The sequence below is a fragment of the Methylorubrum extorquens genome (assembly GCF_024169925.1).
In the GTDB taxonomy this organism is placed as follows: Bacteria; Pseudomonadota; Alphaproteobacteria; order Rhizobiales; family Beijerinckiaceae; genus Methylobacterium; species Methylobacterium extorquens_A.
Genome location: NZ_JALJXF010000001.1, coordinates 411,795 through 432,500, shown reverse-complemented (window position 1 = coordinate 432,500; position 20,706 = coordinate 411,795). Strand labels below are relative to the sequence as shown.

The window sequence follows — 20,706 nt, the reverse complement described above, 5'->3', positions numbered from 1 at the left end:
CCCCTCGAAGACGACGGCGCTCACCCCCCTCTCGGCCGGGGATTGAGCAGCTCTGCGTGCGCGGCGGCAATGCGTTGCCCGGCCAACGCGTTGTGCTGCAAACCTCGTTCCGGTAGATTGATGCTAAGGCGGCCGGACATGTCTCTCTCGGGAAGCATAATCCGGCCGTCTGCCCGCCAGACGGGCCGCCGCGCCGCGGATTTCGCCTCAAGTGCCAGTTCCGAAGGAGCCTCGGCCCCATGGACTTCCTCAAACCACGGTACACGCCTATGAACCGCCGCCGTCGCATTTACGAGGGCAAGGCGAAGGTCCTCTACGAGGGACCGGAGCCGGGGACGCTCATCCAGCACTTCAAGGACGACGCGACCGCCTTTAACGCGAAGAAGCACGAGGTGATCGACGGCAAGGGTGTGCTGAACAATCGGATCTCCGAGTTCGTATTCCAGCACCTCAACGATATCGGCGTGCCGACGCACTTCATCCGCCGGCTCAACATGCGCGAGCAGCTGATCCGCGAGGTCGAGATCATCCCGCTCGAGGTGGTGGTGCGCAACGTCGCTGCCGGTTCGCTGGCGACGCGGCTCGGGCTCGAGGAAGGCACGCAGTTGCCGCGCTCGATCATCGAGTTCTACTACAAGAACGATCAGCTCAACGACCCCATGGTATCGGAAGAGCACATCACCGCGTTCGGCTGGGCGACGCCCCAGGAGATCGACGACATCATGGCGCTCGCCATCCGCGTCAACGATTTCCTGTCCGGCCTCTTCCTCGGTGTCGGCATCCGTCTCGTCGACTTCAAGATGGAGACCGGCCGCCTGTGGGAGGGCGACCTGATGCGCATCGTCGTCGCCGACGAGATCTCCCCCGATTCCTGCCGGCTGTGGGACATCAAGTCCTCGGACAAGCTCGACAAGGATCGCTTCCGCAAGGATCTCGGCGGACTGATCGAGGCCTATACGGAGGTCGCCAAGCGTCTCGGCATCATGTCCGAGAACGAGAAGGTTCAGGCCGGCGGCCCGCGCCTGGTGCAGTAAGCCTCTTCAGCGAGGCTGGACTGGCTCAAGGCCGGTCCAGTCGCGACGAAGGCGCAGATGAGTCGAGAGGTCCGGGTCGAAGCCCGGATGATAATGGGGGTCCTGCGCGAGCAGCGGCCCCCATCGCTTTTTCAGCGCCTCGACCTCGGCATGGTGTCGAGCGGCCGCCATCGGCGAGGGCCGCCGGCTCGCCGATTCCCGGTGATGGAGCCGTGCGGCGCCGACATAGAGGGTCCGCAGGCCCACAGCGTTCAGCCTCAGGCAGAGATCGACGTCGTTGAAATCGATGGCAAAGGTCGAGGCGTCGAAGCCGCCGACGCGGGCGAACTTGTCCGCCTCGATCACGAGGCAGGCGGCGGTCACGGCCGAAACGCTTCGGGTGGCGCGCAGGGCGCCGAGATAGCCCGCCGCATCCCCGGCGAAGTGGCGGTGGCTGTGGGTGACGAGACCGCCGGTGCCCAGCATGATCCCGCCATGCTGGATGCGGCCCTCGCCGTCGACCAACCGGGCGCCGACCGCACCGATCTCCGGGCGCAACGCCTCTCGGACCATGTGCTCCAGCCAGTCCGGCGCCTCGGCCTCAACGTCGTTGTTGATGAAAGCCAGGAGGCGTCCGCGCGCCCGCGCCGCCACGCGGTTATTGATGGCAGCGAAATCGAAGGGGCCGGGACAGGCGACGACCCGCGCCGCGCCCTCGGCCTCGAGAGTGCGGAAATAGGCGAGCGTCTCGGGATCGCGACTGTCGTTGTCGCAGATCAGGATCTCCTTGGCCGGCCAGTCGGTGCGGTGGCGCAGGCTCTCGATGCAGGGGCGGAGCAGGTCGAGCCGGTCGCGGGTCGGGACGATCAGGCTGACGAGGGGGCGCGGCTCCGGCAGGGGTCGGTCGAGGCGGATCACGCCGTCTTGCCCGAGGCCGACGGGCGTACCCCCCTCCCCCGCCCGATCGAGATCGCGGCGGACGGCTTCCCGCCGCGCCGTTCGCCCCTCCCCTCTCGCTTCGCGATTCCCGAAGGACAGAATGCGCGGGAGATGACGCACGGCGGCTGGGCCGAAGCGGTCCGCGATGGCCAGGGTCAGGTCGAGCGCGGCGGCGCCGGGGACGACCTCCATACCGGTCACGCTGGCCCGGCGAAGGGCGATGACGGGGCCGAGATAATCAACCGTGCGCAGGTAATCCCGATCGAAGGCCGGACGCAGCAGGGGAAGCCAGGGGCCATCGGCGGTGTGGTGGAACAACGCGTCGCCGTAGATCGCGTGACGATCGGAATCGGCGAAGACGGCGGCGAGGGCCGCTGCCGCACCCGCCGCGATGTGCTGGCCCTCAGATGTGAGCAGGACGATCGGAGCCCCCTCCGGCGCGATTCGGATCGCGCCTTCCGTATCCGTCTCGATGCGCTCGATCCCGGCTGCGGCGAGGGCGGCATCCGGCTCGCTCGGCGGTGGGACGATGCGGGGCCGGTCGAGATGGTGATGGGCGCCGACGAGCGCGATGAAGGCTTGCGCCGCCCGTAGCCGCCGGCCGGAGAGACGCGCCGCCAGGATCGGTAGAGCTCGCCTCGGATGGCGCAACGCCCGCGCGATGAGCGCGAGGCGTCCCGGAACGGGCTCGGCAGCGAAACGCAGGGCGTCGGGCGGGCCGTCGGCGCTCATTCCAGTTCCTCGCCGAAGGTCGTGAGCGAGAGGGCCGGATGGTAGAACGGATCGTGCCGGATCACGTCGCGCCAGCGCTCGGTGAAGGCGGCGGCCTCGCGCTCGAAGCGCGCGCGCGCGGCCCCGACCGGCCGGCCGCGGCTCACCGATTCGAGGTGGGACAGCACCGCGTGGGGTGTCCATACCGTCTTCCAGCCCCGCGCGCCGAGGCGCAGGCAGAAGTCGATGTCGTTGAAATCGACGGCAAAGGTCTCTTCGTCGAACCCGCCGATGGCGTGATACTTCTCGCGCGCAACGGCGAGGCAGGCCGCCGTGACGCCTGAGACCTCATGCGCCACGCCCAAGCGATCGAGGTGGCCGGGCGTGTCGGCGCGGCGGCGGCGCAGGATATGGCCGGCCTCGCCGCCGAGCCCGACCACGACACCCACATGCTGGAGGCGCCCGTCCTCGTAGAGGAGCTTCGCGCCGACTGCGCCGACCTCCGGCCGGACCGCCTGGGCGACGAGCACTTGGAGCCAATCGGGTCGCAACACCGCCACGTCGTTGTTGAGCAGCACAAGGACGTCGCCGCGCGCTTGCCGCGCGCCGGCATTGACCAGCGCCGAGAAATTGAAGGGGTGCGGATAGGGCTCGATCCGGACCCGTGGATCGCCGCGCAATCGCTCATACAGATCGAGCACGGCCGGCTCTTTCGAGTCGTTGTCCACGATCACCAGTTCGAGGGCGGGATAAGGCGTCTTTTCGAGGACATCCTCGATGACCCGCGCGATCAGGTCGAGCCGGTCGCGGGAGGGGATGATGATGCTGACGAGCGGTGCCGGCTCCGGCAGCGGCCACTGAAGATCGAGGCGGCCGTCGTAGAGCACCCCACGCGCCAACGATCCCGTCTTGCGCAGGTGCCGGTCGAGGTGCGGCGCACGGGCGGCCGGATCGACCGTGACGGGTTCGCGACGGCACAGGATGCGGGGGATGTGAGCGACACGGGTCGCGGTCCCGGCCGCAAGATCGAGTGCGAGGGCGAAAGCGTCGGGACTGCCCACCGGCTCGGCGGGCAGGCCGGCCAGGAAGGACCCCACGATGAGCGCCGGCGCCCCGACATAACCCGTGGCGAGGAAGAGATCGGGGCTCCAATCCGGCTTGAGGCGGGGCCTGACCGCTCGGCCGCCGGTCTCCTCGTCGGCATAGGCCATCTCGGCCGTCTCGGCCTCGACGCACTTGGCGAGCAGATCCAGTGCCTCGGGCGCCAGGATGTCGCCGGGGCGAAGCAGGCCGAACAGGTCGGCCCCTCCGCCAAGCTCGTGCAGGGTCGCGGCCGAATTCCATGGGGTGGACCGCACGCGCCCGTCGATGGCCGGGTTCGTCGGCGGGGCGCCGTCGGTCCAAGCGATGAGGAGGGACCAGTCCTGATGGGTCTGGGCGCGCAGGCTCGCGACGCTGCGCGCCACCGCATCGGCCTGGGCAAAGGGAGCGGGGAGAACGAGACGGATCCGCGCACCGGATCTCTTCTCCGTCGGTGCGGCGCGAAACAGCCGCGGCGCCTTCCAGGCTGGATAACGGGCAAGGGGCGCCGCCGCGCAGGCGCCGCGGAGGCTGTCGCGCCAGCGCCGCTCGTCGCGCGCGAGGCGTGCGCGCAGGGCGGCTGCGGCGCGCCCCGGCCGCTTCAGCAGCGCTTCCGCGAAGACGCCCGCGCTGCTCCGCAATCCGACGCGCTCCAGCACGAAACCCGGCTCGGCCGCGATTTCGATGCCCTCGCAATCTTCCGGCAGGTAGCCGAGCCAACGCGCGGCGCCGAGGGCAACACCCGGCAGCACGAAGCTGTCGCGTCGGCCGGCGCTGCGGAGCAGGCGCAGCAGCGGTCTCTGCGGCCGCGCACGCACGGGCAGCGTGTAGGTCAGAACGATCCAGCGATCCTGCCACGGCCTCTGGTCCGGCGGCGACAGGACGAGGCGGCGGTCGAACAGGGGGTCGTCGGTGGGCAACAGGGAGAACGGCGTCTCACGGCCCCGCCACACATCCCACCCATCGCGCCCCCTTTCATCAGGTTTGGCCATCAATCTTGGCCATCAGTCTTAGCGATGCCGTCCTCCGGCGCATTGCGAGCCGTGCGGCGCGGGCGCTTCCGTCATTGCCCAACAGGAGCCTCGCCCTGTTCCGCCGCCGCCGCAGGTGCAGGCTTGCGGCGGCGCGCGGCCGGCTTCGGGCGCGCCGAGGCGCCGGCCAGGGTCACTTCGATGTCGTAGCCCGTGGCCTTGTCGGCGGGCACGGTGAGATCGTTCTCGATGACCGTCGCCTCGCCCTGGGCGGCGCCCGCCGGAACTGCCACCGCCACACGGTGGCTGCGCATCATCACGGGCTGCTCGTTGTATTTCACGCCGATGGTCACCGGCACGTCGAAACGCCCGGCTGCACCGGCCGGTCCGAGCAAGGCACGCAGTTCGACGCCGACGCGCACCGCGACCGAGCCGTCGGGCCGGGCCTTGCACTCCCGGCTGAGCCGGCCGAGTACGACTTGATGGCGCAAGCGCCGGTTGTCGCCCGCGGCTCCGGCGAAAGCCTGGATCGCGGCGCCGCCGTCCGGCACGAAGACCGGCGGGCAATAGACGTCGTCGGGGTCCTGCGCCCGCGGCGCGGTGACCGCCGGCGCCTCGCCCTCGCGGCCACCGAACATGTTCTTGAAGAAGCTGCCCGGTTCGGCCCGCGCCGTGCCCGGCACGATCAGCACCAATCCGCCGAAGATGATCAACGCCCTGCGCATCGTCTGACCGTTCCCTGCCCTTGCCCGACGATCCCTTGCCCGGCGATCCCCTGAACGCTCCGAGCCGAACGATCCTACTTGAGCGCGTCGAAACCGGGGCCGAAGCCCTTCATCGAGACCGGGATGCCGACCCCCTCCTCCGGCGTCTGGAAGACGATGAAGGTCGATTGCGCCCCGTTGCGCATCGATTTGATGAGGCCGTCATCCATCACCACCTCGGCGACGCAGCCCATGGTCAGGCAGCGCACGAAGCTGGCGCGGCCGATATCGGTCTGATCGATCTTGAGGCCGAGGCCGGAGGTCAGGAGGATACCGAGCGGGGCCTGCACCCGCAGCAGGTAGCCGCGGTTGTCGGCGATCTTCAGCACGATGACGACGAGGTTGAGGTTCGGCCGGTCTTCCGCCGCCACGTACTGCACCAGGGCGCATTGCTCGGCCTTGGCACCGGCCGGCGTCTCGCAGCGCAACTGCCAATCGTCGAAGGTCTTGCGCACGGTCCCCTGGGCCTGTGCAGTGCCACCCCCGGCCAGCACCGCCGCGGCAGTCGCGACCGCCAGCGCAAGACGGCGGCCGGCCCCAGGACGTACCGCCCGAACCACGCCCGCAAACAGACTCATACGAACTCCGATCGATCGCTTTTCGAGACGGCGGCCGGCTCCGGCGGATGCCCCTCGCGCTGCTGCAGGCGGGCCCTCCGGAGCGCCACGCGGGCTCGGGCGTTGGGACCATGCGGGTTTCCCGGTGTCAAGCAATCGCGGCGCGGGTGTGTCGGGAATAGGGCAAAGCGGCTACCCCTCGCCGCCCCGGTGTCCTAAGGTAAGGCCAAGCTCTCATTCATCCGAGGAAACTGCCATGCGCCGCCTCGCCTCCCCCCTCGCCCTCGCGACCCTCTTCGTCGCGCTGGGTTGCGGGGGTGCTTCCGCCCTGTCCCTGCCGTTCGAGGAGTCGGATTACCTGCCCCCCGAGGCGACGACGACCTATGTCGAGCGCTCCCTCAACCATCAGGCGCCGCTCACCATCGAGCACCCGCCGGTGGAGCGGAATCCGCGCGGGCGCCGTCGTGGCGACGCGGCGGCCATCGCCGGTTTCTGCCGGGACGGCGGCACGGTGCTGCGCCGGGATACGATGGGCCGCCCCACCTACCTGCGTCAGCGCGAGGTTTGCGACAACGTCGCGCCCCGTACCCTGTGGCCGGGCCACATCGCGCCGCGTCCGGCTTGGCCCGCCGAGGCGGCGCCCGTTCGCAGCCGGGCGATCGTGACGAAGTACTGAGCCAGTTTCGGTCGATCAGACCCGAGGCATGCCTGAGGATCGCCCGAGTTCGCCGTCCCGCAGAAATCGACCGGACCGGGATCAGCCGTAGCGGTGCAGCTCCGAGCCGTGACGCTTCAGCCAGCGCTCTGCCTCCTCGACATGGGGGCAGAGTTCATTGGTGAGGGCCCAGAAGCGCGGGGAATGGTTCATCTCCCGCAGATGCGCCATCTCGTGGGCGACGAGGTAGTCGAGCACGACCGGCGGTGCGAGGATCAGCCGCCAGGAGAAGTTCAGCTCGCCGCGGGCCGTGCACGACCCCCAGCGGCTGCGCGTATCGCGCAGCGTCACCCGCGCCGGCCGCTGGCCGAGACGGGTCGCGTAGACCGCCACCGATTGCGACAGGTCGCGCCGCGCCTCCCGCATCAAGAACTCGCGGACGCGGCGAGGCATGTGCACCGAATCGCCCGGCACCGCGAGCGTCGCGCTCGCGGGATCCGCCTCTGCGGTGCCGCGCCCCTCCCGCGCCACGATCCGGTGCGGCACACCGCGTAGCGGAATGACCGAGTCTTCCGCGAACGGCACCCGCTCCGGCAGCTTGGCGAGGCGGGCGGCGATCCAGCCGCCGTGGCTGTGCACGAACTTCTGAGCCGTGGCGAGCGACGATCGGGTCGGCAGCGTGAGCACCACCGCGCCGGTCGCGCTCGAAACCCGCAGGGTCAGCCGGCGCGCGGTCGGCCGCCGCAGGATAGCGATGCGGAAGGTCTGCCCGTCATGAGCGATCTCGATGTGATCCGGATCCGGCCGTCGCAGCAGGGCGCGCGTCATGCCCGCGAGCCTAGCCGCAGCCGGCCGGCTCAGCCATCCCAGCAATCCCTCTCTCACCGGAAATCCGCCTGACCGGAGCTTTGCGCGCGGGAATTCAGGCGCTCCCCTCCATCTCCCGCACGAAGCGGGCGATGCGTGGGGCGATGACGGAGCGGAAGCGCGAGCCGTTGAACACGCCGTAATGCCCCACCTTCTCCTGCATGTGGTAGGCCTTGCGGGCCTCGGGCAGGTTCGGGGTGAGATCGAGCGCGGCCTTGGTCTGGCCGACCCCGGAAATGTCGTCGTTCTCGCCCTCGACGGCGAGGATGGCGCAACGGCGGATCGCCGAGAGATCGACCAGCCGTCCGCCATGGCGCATGCGCCCTCGTGGCAGGGCGTGATCGACGAAGACGGTCTGCACGGTCTGGAGGTAGAACTCCGCCGTCAGGTCCATCACGGCGAGATACTCGTCGTAGAAGTCGCGGTGCTTCTCGGCCGAGTCGCCGTCGCCGGTCACAAGGTGATGGAACATGTCGGTATGGGCGGTGACGTGGCGATCGAGGTTCATCGCCATGAAGCCCGAGAGCTGCAGGAAGCCGGGATAGACCCGGCGCATCGCCCCAGGATAAAGCGGCGGCACCACCGTGATGCAGTTCTTCTCGAACCAAGCCATGCCGCGCTCTTGCGCGAGGCAATTCACGGCGGTCGGCGAGCGGCGGGTGTCGATCGGCCCGCCCATCAGGGTCATCGAGACCGGCACGTGGGCCGAATCCGCCGCCTCCATCAGCGCGACCGCGGCGAAGACCGGCACGGCGGGCTGGCAGACGGCCATGACGTGCAGGTCCGGCCCGAGGTCACGGAACATCGCCTGCAGGTAATCGATATACGTCCCGAGGTCGAAGCGTCCGTCCAACAACGGGACCATGCGCGCGTCGGACCAGTCCGTGATGAAGACCCGGTGGTTAGGCAGCATCGCCTCGACGGTGCCGCGCAGGAGCGTCGCGTAATGGCCCGACATGGGCGCCACGATCAGGAGCTTGGGCTGCGGCTCCGAATGCCCGGCGGGCAGCGCCCGGTCGAAGGCGATCACCCGGCCGAACGGCCGCTCCCAGACGACACGCTCCGAGACCGGGACGACCTGGCCGTCGATCATCGTCGTCGGCAGGCCGAAGGCCGGCTTGCCGTAGCGGCGTGTCACGCGCTCGAACATCTCCAGCGCTGCGGCCGTCGAGCGGGCGTAGGGACCGTAGGCGAGAGGATTGCCGGGGTTGTCCAGGCTGTGCCGGGCCGCGTCCGCCGCGAGCCGGGCCGGCGTCAACATCGCGCGGGCCGTCTCGTACCAGATATACGCCAAGTCCATTGCGGCACTCCCCGACGCGGCCCCCGAACCGGCCATGCTCGGGCCGATCTTATCGAATGTTGCAGGCGGAGAAATCCTTCAAAATTACAGGCCGCCGGTAACGCGGCCGTGGACGTGCCCCCCACCGGCCCTATCGTAGCCGCAGCATGATGGACGCGGCCCACGAAACCCTGACCCCGACGGGCCGCCACCTGCGGCTCGACACCTTCGTGCGCCTGCGCTGGCTCGCGCTCACCGGACAGAGTGCGGCGGTCGTCGGCGCCCAATTCGGGCTCGGGCTCAACCTGCCCTTCGGCTGGTGCTTCCTCGTCATCGCCGCCTCGTGCTGGCTGAATCTCGGGTTGCGGATCCGCTTTCCCGCGAGCTACCGCCTGAGCGACGATTCGGCGGCGCTCCTGCTCGCCTTCGACATCGTGCAGCTTGCCGGCCTGCTGTTCCTGACCGGCGGCCTGCAGAACCCGTTCTCGCTGCTGTTCCTCGCCCCCGTCCTGATCTCGGCCACCGCCCTGCCGCCGGAGCGGACCCTGGCGCTCGGTCTGCTGGCGGTGGGGCTCGCCACCCTGCTCGCTCTCGTCCACCGCCCGCTGCCCTGGTTCGCTGACGGGCGGATCGAGCTGCCCTTCCTCTACGTCTCGGGGGTCTGGACCGCGATCCTGCTCGGCACTGCCTTCACCGGCGTCTACGCGTGGCGGGTGGCGGAAGAAACGCGCCAGCTCGCCCGAGCGCTGGCCGCGACCGAACTGGTGCTCGCCCGTGAGCAGCACCTGTCGCAGCTCGACGGGCTCGCCGCCGCCGCGGCGCACGAACTCGGGACACCGCTCGGCACCATCATGGTGGTGGCCAAGGAGCTCGACCGTCAGCTCGGCCCCACCGCATCGCCCGCCATCGCCGAGGATCTGAGCCTGCTGCGCGATCAGGTGGACCGCTGCCGCGGCATCCTCTCGAAGCTCACTTCGATGGGCGAGGAGAACGAAGAGGGTGAGAGCTTCCTCCAGACCGTCACCTTCGGCCATCTCATCGAGGAACTGGTGGCGCCCCAGCGGGCGCTCGGCATCGCCGTCGAGGTCGTTCGGCAGGGCGAGGGGCCGGAGCCGATCTGCCGCCGCAACCCCGGCGTGATGTTCGGGCTCGCCAACATCCTCGACAACGCCGTGGACTTCGCCGAATCGCGCGTGGTGCTCGAGGCCAGGTGGGACGCCGAGCGCGTCACGCTGACGGTCCGTGACGACGGTCCCGGCTTCCCCAGCGAGGTGCTGTTGAGGGCCGGCGAGCCCTACGTCACCACGCGCAATCGCGACCGTTCGCAGAATCCCGACGAGGTCGGCGGGGGGCTCGGACTCGGCCTGTTCATCGCCAAGACGCTGATCGAGCGCTCCGGTGCGCAACTCCTCCTGTCCAACATCACGGAGACGGGACAGCGCGGTGCGCTGGTGCGGGTGACGTGGCCTCGTCACGTTTTCGAGAGGGAAGTGATTGCGCCCCATCGCGTTGCGCACAATTCTCTGAGACCCCTAACGGAACGGGATGCCGCACCCATATAATGCATATAGATGACACGAACCGACGAGGAGCGCCGCATGCTGACGCAGAGCGGGACGACGGTGCCGGGCTCCGACACCGCTTTTCTTTCCGATTCCGATCCCCTTGCCGCCTTCAGCGATCGCAGCCTGCTGATCGTTGACGATGACAAGCCTTTCTCGACCCGACTCGCCCGGGCGATGGAAGCGCGCGGCTATGAGGTCCATGTGGCCGAGAGCGTCAGCGAGGGCGTGGCGGCCGTCGAGACCAAGGCACCGGCCTTCGCCGTGATCGACATGCGTCTCGGCGACGGCAATGGGCTCGACGTGATTGCCCGCCTGAAGGAGCGACGCCCCGAGGCGCGAGGCGTGATCCTGACCGGCTACGGCAACATCGCCACGGCGGTGACCGCGGTGAAGCTCGGTGCCTTCGACTATCTCGCCAAGCCGGCGGATGCGGACGAGATCCACGGCACGCTGATGGCGCAGCCGGGCGAGCGGGCCGACCCGCCGGAGAACCCGATGTCGGCCGATCGGGTGCGCTGGGAGCATATCCAGCGCGTCTACGAACTGTGCAGCCGCAACGTCTCCGAGACGGCACGGCGCTTGAACATGCACCGACGTACGCTCCAGCGCATCCTTGCCAAGCGCGCGCCGCGCTGAAGCCGAAAGAAGGGCCAGCGGATCGAATCCGCCGGCCCTTTTCGTTGTCGAGGCATCAGCGAACGCGCATGCCGGGCGCATTCATACCTTAACTGCGTGTTCTCGTTCGTTCCGGACGGTTGCGCCAAGCCCCGGCCTCGGGCTAGTTCGCCGCTTGAAAAGCGGAACGGGCTGACGCGCTTATGCGGAATCTCATCACGATCCTCGGTCTGATGGTGCTGGTCGGCACGGAAGTGTTCGCGGCTGCCATTGCCGCAGGCTGGGCTCTGGCCGGATTGCTCGATCTCGGCGATCAGGTCGGCCACGTGCTGATGGCGCTGTTCAGTCTCGTCGCCGCCTGGATCATGGTTCAGCTCTGGCGCCGCGCAACCGAAGCCGAGCCGATCGCGGCGGCCAAGCGCCGGTGAGATGTTTCCTGCGGTGACGTTTTCACGAAACCGCGGTAGAATTTCGGCCTCCGACAGGCAGGTTCTCACCTGTTTTCGGATCGCCTTGAACAGTCCGGCTCACGCGCACGCGATCGAGCGCTCTTCCCTCCGTATCCGGCCTGACCGCCCCCGCGCGGCGCGGCCCGCCGATTTCCCAAACGAGTGCCCGCCATGAAAGCCCGCATCGTCGTCACCTTGAAGACAGGCGTTCTCGATCCCCAGGGGAAGGCGATCGAGGCGGCCCTGAAGTCGTTCGGGATCGATGACGTCTCCGGCGTACGCCAGGGCAAGGTGTTCGACCTTGAGGTCGCCTCCGGGAACCGCGAACAGGCCGAGGCGACGCTGAAGGCCGCCTGCGAGAAGCTGCTCGCGAACACCGTCGTCGAGAACTACACCGTCGAGATCGCCTGATGCGCGCCGCCGTCGTCGTCTTTCCGGGCTCGAATCGCGACGGCGACGTGGCCCGCGCACTCCGCCGCTCCGGTGTGGAAGTCGTTAGCGTATGGCACGCCGATACCGAGCTGCCCGCCGGCACCGACCTCGCGGTGGTGCCGGGTGGCTTCTCCTACGGCGACTATCTGCGCTGCGGCGCCATCGCCGGCCGGGCAGCGGCCATGGATGCGGTGCGCGCGCACGCCGCCCGCGGCGGCCTCGTGCTCGGCATCTGCAACGGCTTCCAGATCCTGTGCGAATCGGGCCTTCTGCCCGGCGTGCTGATGCGCAACGTCAACCGCCGCTTCATCTGCCACCGGCAGTTCCTGCGGGTCGAGCGCGCCGACACGCGGTTCACCTCGGCCTATACCGAGGGTCAGGTGATCGACGTCTGCGTGGCGCATGGCGAGGGCAACTACTTCGCCGATTCCGAGACGATCGACCGGCTCGAAGGCGAGGGCCGCATCGCCTTCCGCTACAGCGACGCCAGCGGCGCACTGACCGAGGATGCGAACCGCAACGGCTCGCTCAACTCGATCGCCGGGATCTATTCGGAGCAGCGCAACGTGCTCGGCATGATGCCCCACCCCGAGAACTTCGTGGACGCCCTCGTCGGCGGCACCGACGGCAAGGGCCTGTTCGACAGCCTCGCCGCCTGATGGCCGATCGCCCGAACATGAGACATCGCGCAGCCGGGTTGCTGCGCTGACGTTGGCGATGACGGCTGCGAAGCCGCCTCTCCGTCATCGCAAGGCGAGCAAGAATCCGGCGCTATGAGGGGCTCAGTGCCCCTCGAACTCCATCAGCGTGCGCACGGTGACGCCGAGATCGCGCAGGCGCTGGGCGCCGCCGATCTCCGGCAGATCGATCACGAAGCAAGCGGCCACTACCTCGGCGCCAAGCTGGCGCAGCAGGTTTACCGCCGCTGTCGCCGTGCCACCGGTGGCGATGAGGTCATCGACCAGGATCACCCGGTCGCCTGCCTTGATCGCATCGACGTGGATCTCGATCTCGTCGGTACCGTATTCCAGCGCGTAGGCCGTCGAGACGGTCTTGTGGGGCAGCTTGCCCTTCTTGCGGATCGGCACGAAGCCCGAGGAGAGCTGGTGCGCCACCGCGCCGCCGAGGATGAAGCCGCGCGCCTCGATGCCCGCGACCTGATCGATCCGCCCGCCCGCATAGGGGTGCACCAACGAATCGACCGCCCGGCGGAACGAGCGCGGATCGCTGAGCAGGGTGGTGATATCGCGGAAGATGATGCCCGGCTTCGGATAGTCGGGAATCGAGCGGACCGAGTCCTTCAGGGCGGAGTGGCGACGGGCTTCCATGCGGGGTGCTCGGTTGACGGCGATGCGGGACGTTCGGTTAGAGCGGGCCGGGGGCGCAGGGCGCGCCCCGCCCGTCAGGCGGCGGCCTTGCGCAGCAGGCCGATCAGATCACGGTGCAGCACCTCGTTGCCGCAGGCCACGGAGCGGGCGGCGAGCGGCTCGGCGCCGCCATCGGCGCTGGTGACGAAGCCGCCGGCCTCGCGCACGAGGATGATGCCGGCCGCGATGTCCCAGGTCTGGAGGTCGCGCTCCCAGTACAGGTCGGTCCGGCCGCAGGCGACGTAGGCGAGGTCGAGCGCCGCCGAGCCAAGGCGGCGGGTGCCGCCGGACACCGCCATCACCGCGGCGACCTCCTTGAGCAGCCGGCCGTGGCTGCCGCGGCCGAGGTAAGGCGTGCCGTACGCGACCAGCGCGTCGGCGAAATCCTGCCGGCCGGAGACGCGCAGGCGCCGGTTGTTGAGGAAGGCACCCTTGCCGCGCTCGGCGATGAACAGCTCGTCCTTGGCCGGATCGTAGATGACGCCGGCAACGATCTGGCCGTCGCGCTCGAGCCCGACCGAGATCGCGAAATGTGGGATGCCGTGCAGGAAGTTCGTGGTGCCGTCGAGGGGATCGACGTGCCAGGTGTGGCTCTTGTCGGTGCCCTCGATGTTCCCGCTCTCCTCCATGATGAGGCCGTAGCCGGGCCGCGCCTTCATCAGCGCGTCGCGCAGCACCTCCTCCGCCTTCCGGTCTGCGGCCGAGACGAAGTTACCGGGGCCCTTGCGGGAGACCTGAAGGTTCTCGATCTCGCCGAAGTCGCGCTTGAGACCGCGGGCGGCCTTGCGCACGGCATCGACCATGACGGTCATGAGGGGAGAGTTGATCATGCGGTTCGGCTCGCAGCCCTGGCCGGGCGCCTTGCTGGAAAAGAATTCTGTCAGGGCTTCTATACGCCTGACGCCACAGCGCCAGGGGTGATCGGCGCAGGGGCGATATCCGGCAGGGTCCGGTGCCGGAACCGAATGGGCAGACAGAGAACAAAAGACCTTCGCAGGGTTGGCGGCCTCGCCGGGCGGATTCCCGCTGGTTGTCGAGGGCCGAATCGTCGGCGCCATCGGCTGCTCCGGCGGCACGGGCGATCAGGATACGGTGGTCTGCCAAGCGGGCCTCGCCGCCCTCACGTGACCGCGGCGACGAACCGGGCGGTCGCGGCACGCGGATCGGCCCCACGCATCACGCCGCCCATCACGGCGACGCCCGCCGCCCCGGCCTTGCGGCAGGCAGGGGCGTTGTCCCCGTCGATCCCGCCGAGCGCGAAGACCGGCAGGCGATGGGCTGCGACGGCGCGCAATGAGGCGAGGCCGAGGGCGGGACCGTAACCGGGCTTGCTCGCCGTCGGGAAAATCGGGCTGAGGGTGGCGTAATCGGCGCCCATCGCCTCGGCCTCCGCGATCTCCGCGACGGAGTGGGCGGAGAACCCGATCAGCGCCCCCGCGCCAAGGATTTTGCGCGCCGCACGGATGCCGTCGATCCCGGCAGAGCCCGGCAGGTGCACGCCCTGCGCCCCGGTCTCGGCCGCCAGCTCCGCGTCGCCGCCGACGACGAGACTGCCGTCGACCGATGCCAGGAGGGCGATCAGGTTGTGGGCGAGATCCCGCCGCGTGTCCCGGTCGAGATCGCGGTCGCGCAGCCAGACGAAGCGCGCCCCGCCCGCCACCGCCGCCCGGACGGTCTCAGTCAGCGGCCGGTCCGCGCCGTGGCGGTCGGTGACGACGAGGAGCGGCGGGAGCGTCACCCGCCCTCACGAACCGACGAGGCCGAGCTGTGGGCTCGACGGCTCGGCCCGGCCGCGGCGCGGGATGCGACCGGCCAGATGCGCGAGACGGCCCGCCTCGACGGCGTGGCGCATGGCGCCGGCCATCCGCACCGGGTCGTCGGCCTTCGCCACCGCGGTGTTGACGAGGCAGGCGGCCGCGCCCAGCTCCATCGCGATGACCGCGTCCGAGGCGGTGCCGATACCGGCATCGACGATCACCGGCACCTTGGCCCGGCGGCAGATCAGCTCGATGTTGGCCGGGTTGGCGATGCCCATGCCCGAACCGATCAGCGAGCCCATCGGCATCACCGCGGCACAGCCGAGATCGGCCAGCCGCTCGCAGACCACGGGATCGTCGTTGCAGTAAGGCAGCACCGTGAAGCCGTCATCGACGAGATGGCGGCAGGCTTCGAGCAGTTCGGTGACGTCCGGATAGAGCGTCTCGCGGTCGCCGATGACCTCGACCTTGATCCAGGACGTGCCGAGCGCCTCGCGGGCGAGTTCAGCGGTCATGATCGCGTCGCGGGCGGTCTCGCAACCGGCGGTGTTGGGCAGGAAGCGGGCGCCCTTCAGCTTCTGGAAGGTGTCCGAGCCGTGGCCCTGGAGCGAGACCCGGCGGATCGAGGCGGTGACGATTTCGGCACCCGAGGCGCGCACCGACTGCGCCATGATCTCCTGGCTGGGGTAGCCGGCCGTGCCGATGAACAGCCGTGAGGAGAGCCGGATGCCGGCGATTTCCAGCGCGTCGTCCTCGGCGGCGGAGGTCTGGGCGAGGGTGGTGTCGTGATGGTTCATGGTCAGCCTCCCTGCATGGCGCGGACGATCTCGATCCGGTCGCCCTCGTTGAGTGACGTCTCGGCCCAGGCCCCCTTGCGCACCACGCGGCCGTTGACGGCGATGGCGATTCCCTCGGCACTCTCGATGCCCCGCTCCTCGGCCTCCGCCGCGAACAGGACGGCGAGGTCGGTCGCCTCGCGCTCGCAGGTCTCACCGTTGACGGTCAGCCTCATGCCACGGCCCTCCCTGCGGTTTGCATCGATGACGAGAAGCGCGCCCGGCCAAAACCGCGGGCGAAGTCCGGCAGCGTGCCCTCGGTGAGGAGGGTCGCCACGGCGTCGGCGGTCGCCGGGGCGAGCAGGTAGCCGTTGCGGTGATGGCCGGTGGCGACGACGAGGCCGGGAGCGGCCTCCTCGATGATCGGCGCGTCATCGTCCGAGGTCGGACGGAAGCCGCTCCAAACCGCGTCGATCGCCATTTCCTCGATACCGGGCAGAACCCGCCGTGCGCCCTCCAGCAAGGCGAACAACCCGCCCGCGGTGACGCCGCTGGTGAAACCGCAATCCTCCACCGTGGCGCCAACGATGAGATGCCCGTCGCTTTTCGGGGCCATATGCACCGCGTCGGTCCAGACCATGCGGGAGAGGGTGCCGGTGCGCTTGGTCGTGCGCAGCGCCAGCGACTGCCCCTTGAGCGGCCGGACCGGCACGGCGAGGTCGCCGGGAAGCAGGCTCGCTTCCCCGCTCCAAGCGCCGGCAGACAGGATCACCGTGTCTGCGGCCAGCGTGCGGCCGGCGGCGTGCAGGCCGGTGACGCGCCCGCCCCGGCGCTCCAGCCCCTCGACCGCGACACCCTCGCTGATGACGACGCCAGCCGCCTCGCAGGCGCCGAGCAGCGCGTCCATCACGAGCCGTGGGTCGACCTGCGCGTCGAGGGGGCAGAGGATGCCGGCGGTGACGTTGGGGCGCAGCAGCGGCTCACGCGCACGCACCTCCGGGCCGGACAGCCACTCGGCGGCGACACCCGAGCGGCGCTGCAGATCGTGACGGAAGCGCAGACGCTCCACTTCGTCGCGGCCGATGGCGATCACGAGGGTGCCGTCCGCGCGGTAATCGATTTCGCGGCCAGACGCCGCCTGGAGCGCGTCGCGAAAATCCGGCCAGCGGCGCAGCGATTCGAGCGCCAGCGGCAACAGCAGATCGGAGCCCGGCTCGTGCTCGGCAGCAGGTGCCAGCATACCGGTCGCGGCAAGGCTCGCACCGCTGCCGATGCTCCCGCGCTCCACCACGGCCACCGAGCGGCCGGTTTGCGCCAGCCGCCACGCGATCGACAGGCCGATCAGCCCCGCGCCCACCACGGCGACGTCGGCACGCTGCGGCAACTCCGCCGGGCGCGGTCGCATCGTGAGGCTCCGGCGCTGGCCGATCGGGGAGGTCAGCAGGTCTGACATCGAAAACGTGCCTTCCGCGGGTCTGCCCGCAGGAACTGGCACCATGTGCTTCGATAGAAGCGGGTCCGCTCGCATGAGCGCCCCATCAGGTCCAATCCCTACGCCGGTATGAGCCGGATCAGGTTCGAAGGATTTCCGCGCTGCCGGCGACGGCGATAGCGGTTTCTCAGCCCCTTGTCGGGGATCTCCCTGGAACACTTCGGATGTGGGCCCCGCCGGGCGCGCGGTCAATCCCTACCGGGCCGGGGATGGGGCAAATCAATCTACGACTCACACCGGACGGCGGACGCACGCGAACGCTTGGCTTGCGTTCGTTGACGATTTATTCCGCAGCGGCCTTCGCCGCTCGTCTCCGGCCAGGGCGGTACACCGCCATCGGCTCGTCGAACCCGTCGAGGTCGTGGCTTCCGAGCGGTTCGGGGTCGCCCCACAGGAAGTCCACGAACGGCTTCGACATCAGGAGCGGCTCCTGAAGCGTCCGGTTGAGCCGCGCGAGGCGGCTCGCGAGGTTCACGTCGCGGCCGATCACGGTGAAATCGAGCCGCGTGCCGGAACCGACATTGCCGTAGGCCGCCTCGCCATGATGCAGGGCGATGCCGGCATCGACCACCCGCTCGCCGAGGCCGAAGCGCCCGACCGCGTTCGCTTCGGCAAGAGCCGCCAACGCCGCCTCCGCTGCCGTGAGCGCACTCTTGGCCGCGCCACCGAGGTCGTCTCCCGATTCGCGGAAGATCGCGAGCAGCCCGTCGCCGAGATACTTCAGCACCTCGCCGCCCTCCCGCTCGATCGGCGGCACGAGACAGTCGAAGAACGCGTTCAGGAGATCGACCGCGCCCTCCGGCGTCCGGTTGGCGGACAGGCGCGTGTAGTCGCGCATATCCGCGAACAGGATCGCCGAGCGGATGCGGCGCACCTGCCCGCGCCGGATGTCGCCCGAGAGGATCGCGCGGTGCGGCTCGTCGCCGACATAGATGCGCAGCACCGTATCGAGCTGCTTGTTGAGAATGCGCATCTCCATCACCGCGGCGAGCGCGGGCATGACGAAGCGCAGGATCGCGATATCCTCATCGCGGAAGCCGTCCTCCGCGCGCGTGGCGAAGGTGATGCCGTTCTTGTTGCCGTTGGTGAAGATCAGGGGCGCCACGAGGTAGTGCGTGTAGCCGTCGGCCTTCAGCTCCGGGACGATCGCGTAGGCGTCCTCGGCGGTCTCCGCGAGATCGAGGCTCAGCCACTCGCCGGATTCGTGCACGGTGGAGAACGGGCTCGCTTGGTAGGCCTTCGCGGAGACCTCGCCGTGGGGAAACAGGCGCACGGTCGATCCGGCGCCGCGGGTCCAGACGCGGCCGACGCCGGAATACTCGGAATGAAGCGTGTCGATGGCCGTGGAGGCCCGGTCGATCGGCACGCCGATCGCGTTGAGGCGCTCGGCGAGCCCCGCAAGCAGGTCGTCGGCCTTGGGCAACCGGGCACCTTCACCGAGCAGCCAATCGCGGATGCCAACGCAGCGTTGCAGAGCCCCGAACGGGACGTCCTCGGCTTCCGATCCGTCGGCGAGAGCCGTCGGCGTTGGTTTCGGTGCGTCGGCGTCTCGCATCGGGGACAGGTGGGTTCTCGAGTGCTCAAAGCAAGGCTTCGCGCGGGGCACGAACGGCGCTTTGAGCCCATGGTGGACGACGAGCGCCCGGCACGCTCGAAGCCTGGGGGACGAGCGTGACCGCATCGTGACGCGGAAGGCCGGGCAAGGTGAGCCAGCATGACCGAGATTGGGACGCTGGATCAAGTCATCGAAGCGACACGGCAATGCACAGCGCAGGCCCCTGCGCTAAGGCGGAAGCGTGGCAGGAGGATGCCTGCCGGACCCGCCGATCGATCGGCGCCAGGACGACCCGACATGTTGAGAACCGCTTTCAGCCTCACCCTTCTGGCCACCGCGGCGCTCGCACCAAGCCTTACCCTGGCTCAGGGCAAGCAGGATTTCACCCTCGTCAACCGCACCGGCTACCAGATCGACGAGGTCTATGTCGGTCCCGTCAGCCAGTCGCACTGGGGCCAGGACGTGATGGGCAAGGATGCGATCGCCAACGGCGACACCGCCGACATCACGTTCAACGGCGGCTCGAACGCCTGCAAGTGGGACATCAAGGTCGTCTACAACGACGGCGACGAGTCCGAGTTTCGCGGGGTGAACCTGTGCAATGTCAGCCGGGTGACCCTGTTCTGGAACCGCAGCGCCGGCGAGACGCGCTTCGTCGTCGAGTAGACCCGACCCGAGGCGGCTTGCCGGATGAAAAGTGCGTGGAAAGCATGCCGTCGAGCCGTCGATTGAATTACGCTTCTCAACACATCGCGAGCGCGGGACTTTCTGCACAATATCGCGCTTGCGATCACCAGAAGCGATACCGATAACTGCATGGGATCGCGGTTTTCAGATTCCCTTGCGCTCCTTGGCCCGTGTCGAACCAATCCTTCACCTTCACATCCGAGGCAGACGGCTTCGAGGGGTATCATGCGCTCTACTCGGCCGGTTCCAACGTCGCGGCGACCGACGGGCCATTCCGCGCTCGCGTAGAGGCGCATCGGTTCGGCCCGATCAACGTCTTCGAGCGAACGTTAAGCAGCGTCCAGCATTGGCGTGACAGGGCCCGCGTGCGCCGCGACGGCTTCGATCACTTCGTGATTCAGTACCTGCGCAGCGGTACCTACTATGGTGGTTCCATCGACTCGGAACGCCGCCTCGCACCCGGCGACGTCATCCTGTTCGACATGAGCCGCCCGCAGCGCACGCACGTCGAATCGGCATCGACCGTGACGGTGAGCCTGAGCCGAAAACTGGTCGAGGCGGCGGCACCCGAAGCGGGCCGCTATCACGGACATGTCTTGCCGGAGGCGGTGTCGGGTCTGCTCGGCGACCTGATGGGATCCCTCGCGCGGCGGGCCGCCGCCACCGATCCGAGCACGGCCGAGAGCACCGCCCGTGCGCTGACCGAGTTGCTAGCCGGCGCGCTCGGGCAGGTCAGGCCCGACGACGAGGCTTCGAATGCCCTTATCGCCGATCTGCGGCGGCGGCGCGCGGAGGCATTCATCGAAACGCGGCTCAACGACCCCGCACTCGACGTCTCGATGGTCGCAAGGGGGGCGGGATTGTCGCGCAGCGCACTCTATCGCCTGTTCGAGCCGACGGGTGGCGTCGCACACCACATCCTGACCCGCCGCCTCGAACGGTTGAGCGGGGCGCTCCGCAATCCGGTCGAGGCCCGCTCGATCACCACCCTCACCTTCGATCACGGCTTTGCCAGCGAGAGCCATTGCAGCCGCGCCTTCCGCAGCACGTTCGGCTTGCCGCCGGGCCGCTATCGCGCCGAAATGCGACACCCGCGCGCGGGCACCGTCGGCCAGCCTCTGCCCGGCGAGAGTGCCGCGAACCTGATGTCCGCTTGGTCGCGCGCCCTCGCCTGA

At 69.1% G+C, this 20,706-nt stretch carries 24 protein-coding genes and 1 riboswitch (1 of these 25 cut by a window edge); of the genes, 11 read left to right on the top strand and 13 right to left on the bottom strand.

Features of this window, described 5'->3' with window-relative positions:
• Both nth and purC read left to right on the top strand, forming a co-directional pair.
• Positions 1 to 46, top strand: partial view of an endonuclease III gene (nth, locus tag J2W78_RS02130; protein WP_253373943.1) — the end only. 656 nt of this gene lie to the left of the window's left edge; only the last 46 of its 702 coding nucleotides appear in the window; its start codon lies off the left edge, out of view; it ends in the stop codon at positions 44 to 46.
• Between the two features lie 193 nt (positions 47 to 239).
• Positions 240 to 1,034 carry a phosphoribosylaminoimidazolesuccinocarboxamide synthase gene (purC, locus tag J2W78_RS02125; RefSeq protein WP_003605938.1) on the top strand — a complete coding sequence of 265 codons (795 nt, stop codon included), beginning with the start codon at positions 240 to 242 and terminating at the stop codon, positions 1,032 to 1,034.
• Positions 1,035 to 1,040: 6 nt separating this feature from the next.
• Here purC and J2W78_RS02120 read toward each other — a convergent pair whose 3' ends face one another.
• The 4 genes from J2W78_RS02120 to J2W78_RS02105 form a co-directional block, all read right to left on the bottom strand.
• Positions 1,041 to 2,684, bottom strand: coding sequence for a glycosyltransferase (locus tag J2W78_RS02120; protein WP_253367643.1), 1,644 nt, complete (start codon positions 2,682 to 2,684; stop codon positions 1,041 to 1,043).
• Positions 2,681 to 4,735, bottom strand: coding sequence for a glycosyltransferase family 2 protein (locus tag J2W78_RS02115; protein WP_253367641.1), 2,055 nt, complete (start codon positions 4,733 to 4,735; stop codon positions 2,681 to 2,683). The genes J2W78_RS02120 and J2W78_RS02115 overlap by 4 nt, the downstream gene beginning before the upstream one ends.
• Positions 4,736 to 4,806: 71 nt before the next feature.
• Complete coding sequence (locus tag J2W78_RS02110; RefSeq protein ID WP_253367634.1) at positions 4,807 to 5,439, bottom strand: hypothetical protein; 633 nt, start codon at positions 5,437 to 5,439, stop codon at positions 4,807 to 4,809.
• A gap of 74 nt (positions 5,440 to 5,513) precedes the next feature.
• Positions 5,514 to 6,056: an invasion associated locus B family protein gene (locus J2W78_RS02105; protein ID WP_253367632.1), complete on the bottom strand. Its 543-nt coding sequence runs from the start codon at positions 6,054 to 6,056 to the stop codon at positions 5,514 to 5,516.
• A gap of 235 nt (positions 6,057 to 6,291) precedes the next feature.
• Between J2W78_RS02105 and J2W78_RS02100 the strand changes: the two genes are divergently transcribed.
• Positions 6,292 to 6,711: a hypothetical protein gene (locus J2W78_RS02100; RefSeq protein ID WP_253367630.1), complete on the top strand. Its 420-nt coding sequence runs from the start codon at positions 6,292 to 6,294 to the stop codon at positions 6,709 to 6,711.
• An 81-nt stretch (positions 6,712 to 6,792) separates the two neighbouring features.
• Here the strand turns inward: J2W78_RS02100 and J2W78_RS02095 are convergent, their stop codons facing one another.
• Both J2W78_RS02095 and J2W78_RS02090 read right to left on the bottom strand, forming a co-directional pair.
• Positions 6,793 to 7,518, bottom strand: a complete 726-nt coding sequence (locus J2W78_RS02095; protein ID WP_253367628.1) for a M48 family metallopeptidase — start codon at positions 7,516 to 7,518, stop codon at positions 6,793 to 6,795.
• Between the two features lie 94 nt (positions 7,519 to 7,612).
• On the bottom strand, positions 7,613 to 8,857 hold the full coding sequence (locus tag J2W78_RS02090; protein ID WP_253367626.1) for a polyhydroxyalkanoate depolymerase: 1,245 nt from the start codon (positions 8,855 to 8,857) through the stop codon (positions 7,613 to 7,615).
• A 146-nt stretch (positions 8,858 to 9,003) separates the two neighbouring features.
• Between J2W78_RS02090 and J2W78_RS02085 the strand changes: the two genes are divergently transcribed.
• The 5 genes from J2W78_RS02085 (at position 9,004) to purQ (ending at position 12,556) form a co-directional block, all read left to right on the top strand.
• Positions 9,004 to 10,398 carry an ActS/PrrB/RegB family redox-sensitive histidine kinase gene (locus J2W78_RS02085; RefSeq protein ID WP_253367624.1) on the top strand — a complete coding sequence of 465 codons (1,395 nt, stop codon included), beginning with the start codon at positions 9,004 to 9,006 and terminating at the stop codon, positions 10,396 to 10,398.
• A 36-nt stretch (positions 10,399 to 10,434) separates the two neighbouring features.
• Positions 10,435 to 11,037, top strand: coding sequence for an ActR/PrrA/RegA family redox response regulator transcription factor (locus tag J2W78_RS02080; RefSeq protein WP_253367622.1), 603 nt, complete (start codon positions 10,435 to 10,437; stop codon positions 11,035 to 11,037).
• Between the two features lie 182 nt (positions 11,038 to 11,219).
• A complete protein-coding gene (locus J2W78_RS02075; RefSeq protein ID WP_253367620.1) occupies positions 11,220 to 11,444 on the top strand; it encodes a hypothetical protein in 225 nt (74 codons plus the stop codon).
• 192 nt (positions 11,445 to 11,636) lie between these two features.
• Positions 11,637 to 11,876 (top strand): phosphoribosylformylglycinamidine synthase subunit PurS, encoded by a 240-nt coding sequence (gene purS / locus J2W78_RS02070; RefSeq protein ID WP_253367619.1) that lies wholly within the window; start codon positions 11,637 to 11,639, stop codon positions 11,874 to 11,876.
• Positions 11,876 to 12,556, top strand: coding sequence for a phosphoribosylformylglycinamidine synthase subunit PurQ (gene purQ, locus J2W78_RS02065; RefSeq protein WP_253367612.1), 681 nt, complete (start codon positions 11,876 to 11,878; stop codon positions 12,554 to 12,556). Before purS ends, purQ begins: the two co-directional genes overlap by 1 nt.
• 123 nt (positions 12,557 to 12,679) lie before the next feature.
• On the opposite strand, the gene J2W78_RS02060 is transcribed toward purQ, so the two are convergent.
• Both J2W78_RS02060 and J2W78_RS02055 read right to left on the bottom strand, forming a co-directional pair.
• The gene (locus J2W78_RS02060) at positions 12,680 to 13,225 is read right to left on the bottom strand and encodes an adenine phosphoribosyltransferase (protein WP_253367611.1); all 546 of its coding nucleotides are present in this window, start codon (positions 13,223 to 13,225) and stop codon (positions 12,680 to 12,682) included.
• A gap of 74 nt (positions 13,226 to 13,299) precedes the next feature.
• Entirely contained in the window at positions 13,300 to 14,094 is a 795-nt protein-coding gene (locus tag J2W78_RS02055; RefSeq protein WP_253367610.1) for an inositol monophosphatase family protein, read from the bottom strand.
• 169 nt (positions 14,095 to 14,263) lie between these two features.
• On the opposite strand from J2W78_RS02055, the gene J2W78_RS02050 reads away from it, so the two are divergent.
• Entirely contained in the window at positions 14,264 to 14,392 is a 129-nt protein-coding gene (locus J2W78_RS02050) for a heme-binding protein (RefSeq protein ID WP_253367609.1), read from the top strand.
• On the opposite strand, the gene J2W78_RS02045 is transcribed toward J2W78_RS02050, so the two are convergent.
• From J2W78_RS02045 to J2W78_RS02025, 5 genes are all read right to left on the bottom strand, one after another.
• A complete protein-coding gene (locus tag J2W78_RS02045) occupies positions 14,385 to 15,002 on the bottom strand; it encodes a thiamine phosphate synthase (protein ID WP_253367608.1) in 618 nt (205 codons plus the stop codon). The two genes, J2W78_RS02050 and J2W78_RS02045, sit on opposite strands and share 8 nt — an antisense overlap.
• 6 nt (positions 15,003 to 15,008) lie before the next feature.
• Positions 15,009 to 15,818, bottom strand: coding sequence for a thiazole synthase (locus tag J2W78_RS02040; protein ID WP_253367607.1), 810 nt, complete (start codon positions 15,816 to 15,818; stop codon positions 15,009 to 15,011).
• A 2-nt stretch (positions 15,819 to 15,820) separates the two neighbouring features.
• Positions 15,821 to 16,033 (bottom strand): sulfur carrier protein ThiS, encoded by a 213-nt coding sequence (thiS, locus tag J2W78_RS02035; protein WP_253367605.1) that lies wholly within the window; start codon positions 16,031 to 16,033, stop codon positions 15,821 to 15,823.
• Positions 16,030 to 17,250, bottom strand: coding sequence for a glycine oxidase ThiO (gene thiO / locus J2W78_RS02030; RefSeq protein WP_253367603.1), 1,221 nt, complete (start codon positions 17,248 to 17,250; stop codon positions 16,030 to 16,032). The genes thiS and thiO overlap by 4 nt, the downstream gene beginning before the upstream one ends.
• Positions 17,251 to 17,327: 77 nt before the next feature.
• A riboswitch (TPP riboswitch) is annotated at positions 17,328 to 17,450 on the bottom strand.
• 122 nt (positions 17,451 to 17,572) lie between these two features.
• On the bottom strand, positions 17,573 to 18,844 hold the full coding sequence (locus tag J2W78_RS02025) for an adenylate/guanylate cyclase domain-containing protein (RefSeq protein ID WP_253367601.1): 1,272 nt from the start codon (positions 18,842 to 18,844) through the stop codon (positions 17,573 to 17,575).
• A 297-nt stretch (positions 18,845 to 19,141) separates the two neighbouring features.
• Here J2W78_RS02025 and J2W78_RS02020 point away from each other — a divergent pair, with 297 nt between their 5' ends.
• Together J2W78_RS02020 and J2W78_RS02015 are read left to right on the top strand one after the other, a co-directional pair.
• Positions 19,142 to 19,510: a hypothetical protein gene (locus J2W78_RS02020; RefSeq protein ID WP_253367599.1), complete on the top strand. Its 369-nt coding sequence runs from the start codon at positions 19,142 to 19,144 to the stop codon at positions 19,508 to 19,510.
• Between the two features lie 191 nt (positions 19,511 to 19,701).
• Positions 19,702 to 20,706 carry a helix-turn-helix domain-containing protein gene (locus tag J2W78_RS02015; protein WP_253367597.1) on the top strand — a complete coding sequence of 335 codons (1,005 nt, stop codon included), beginning with the start codon at positions 19,702 to 19,704 and terminating at the stop codon, positions 20,704 to 20,706.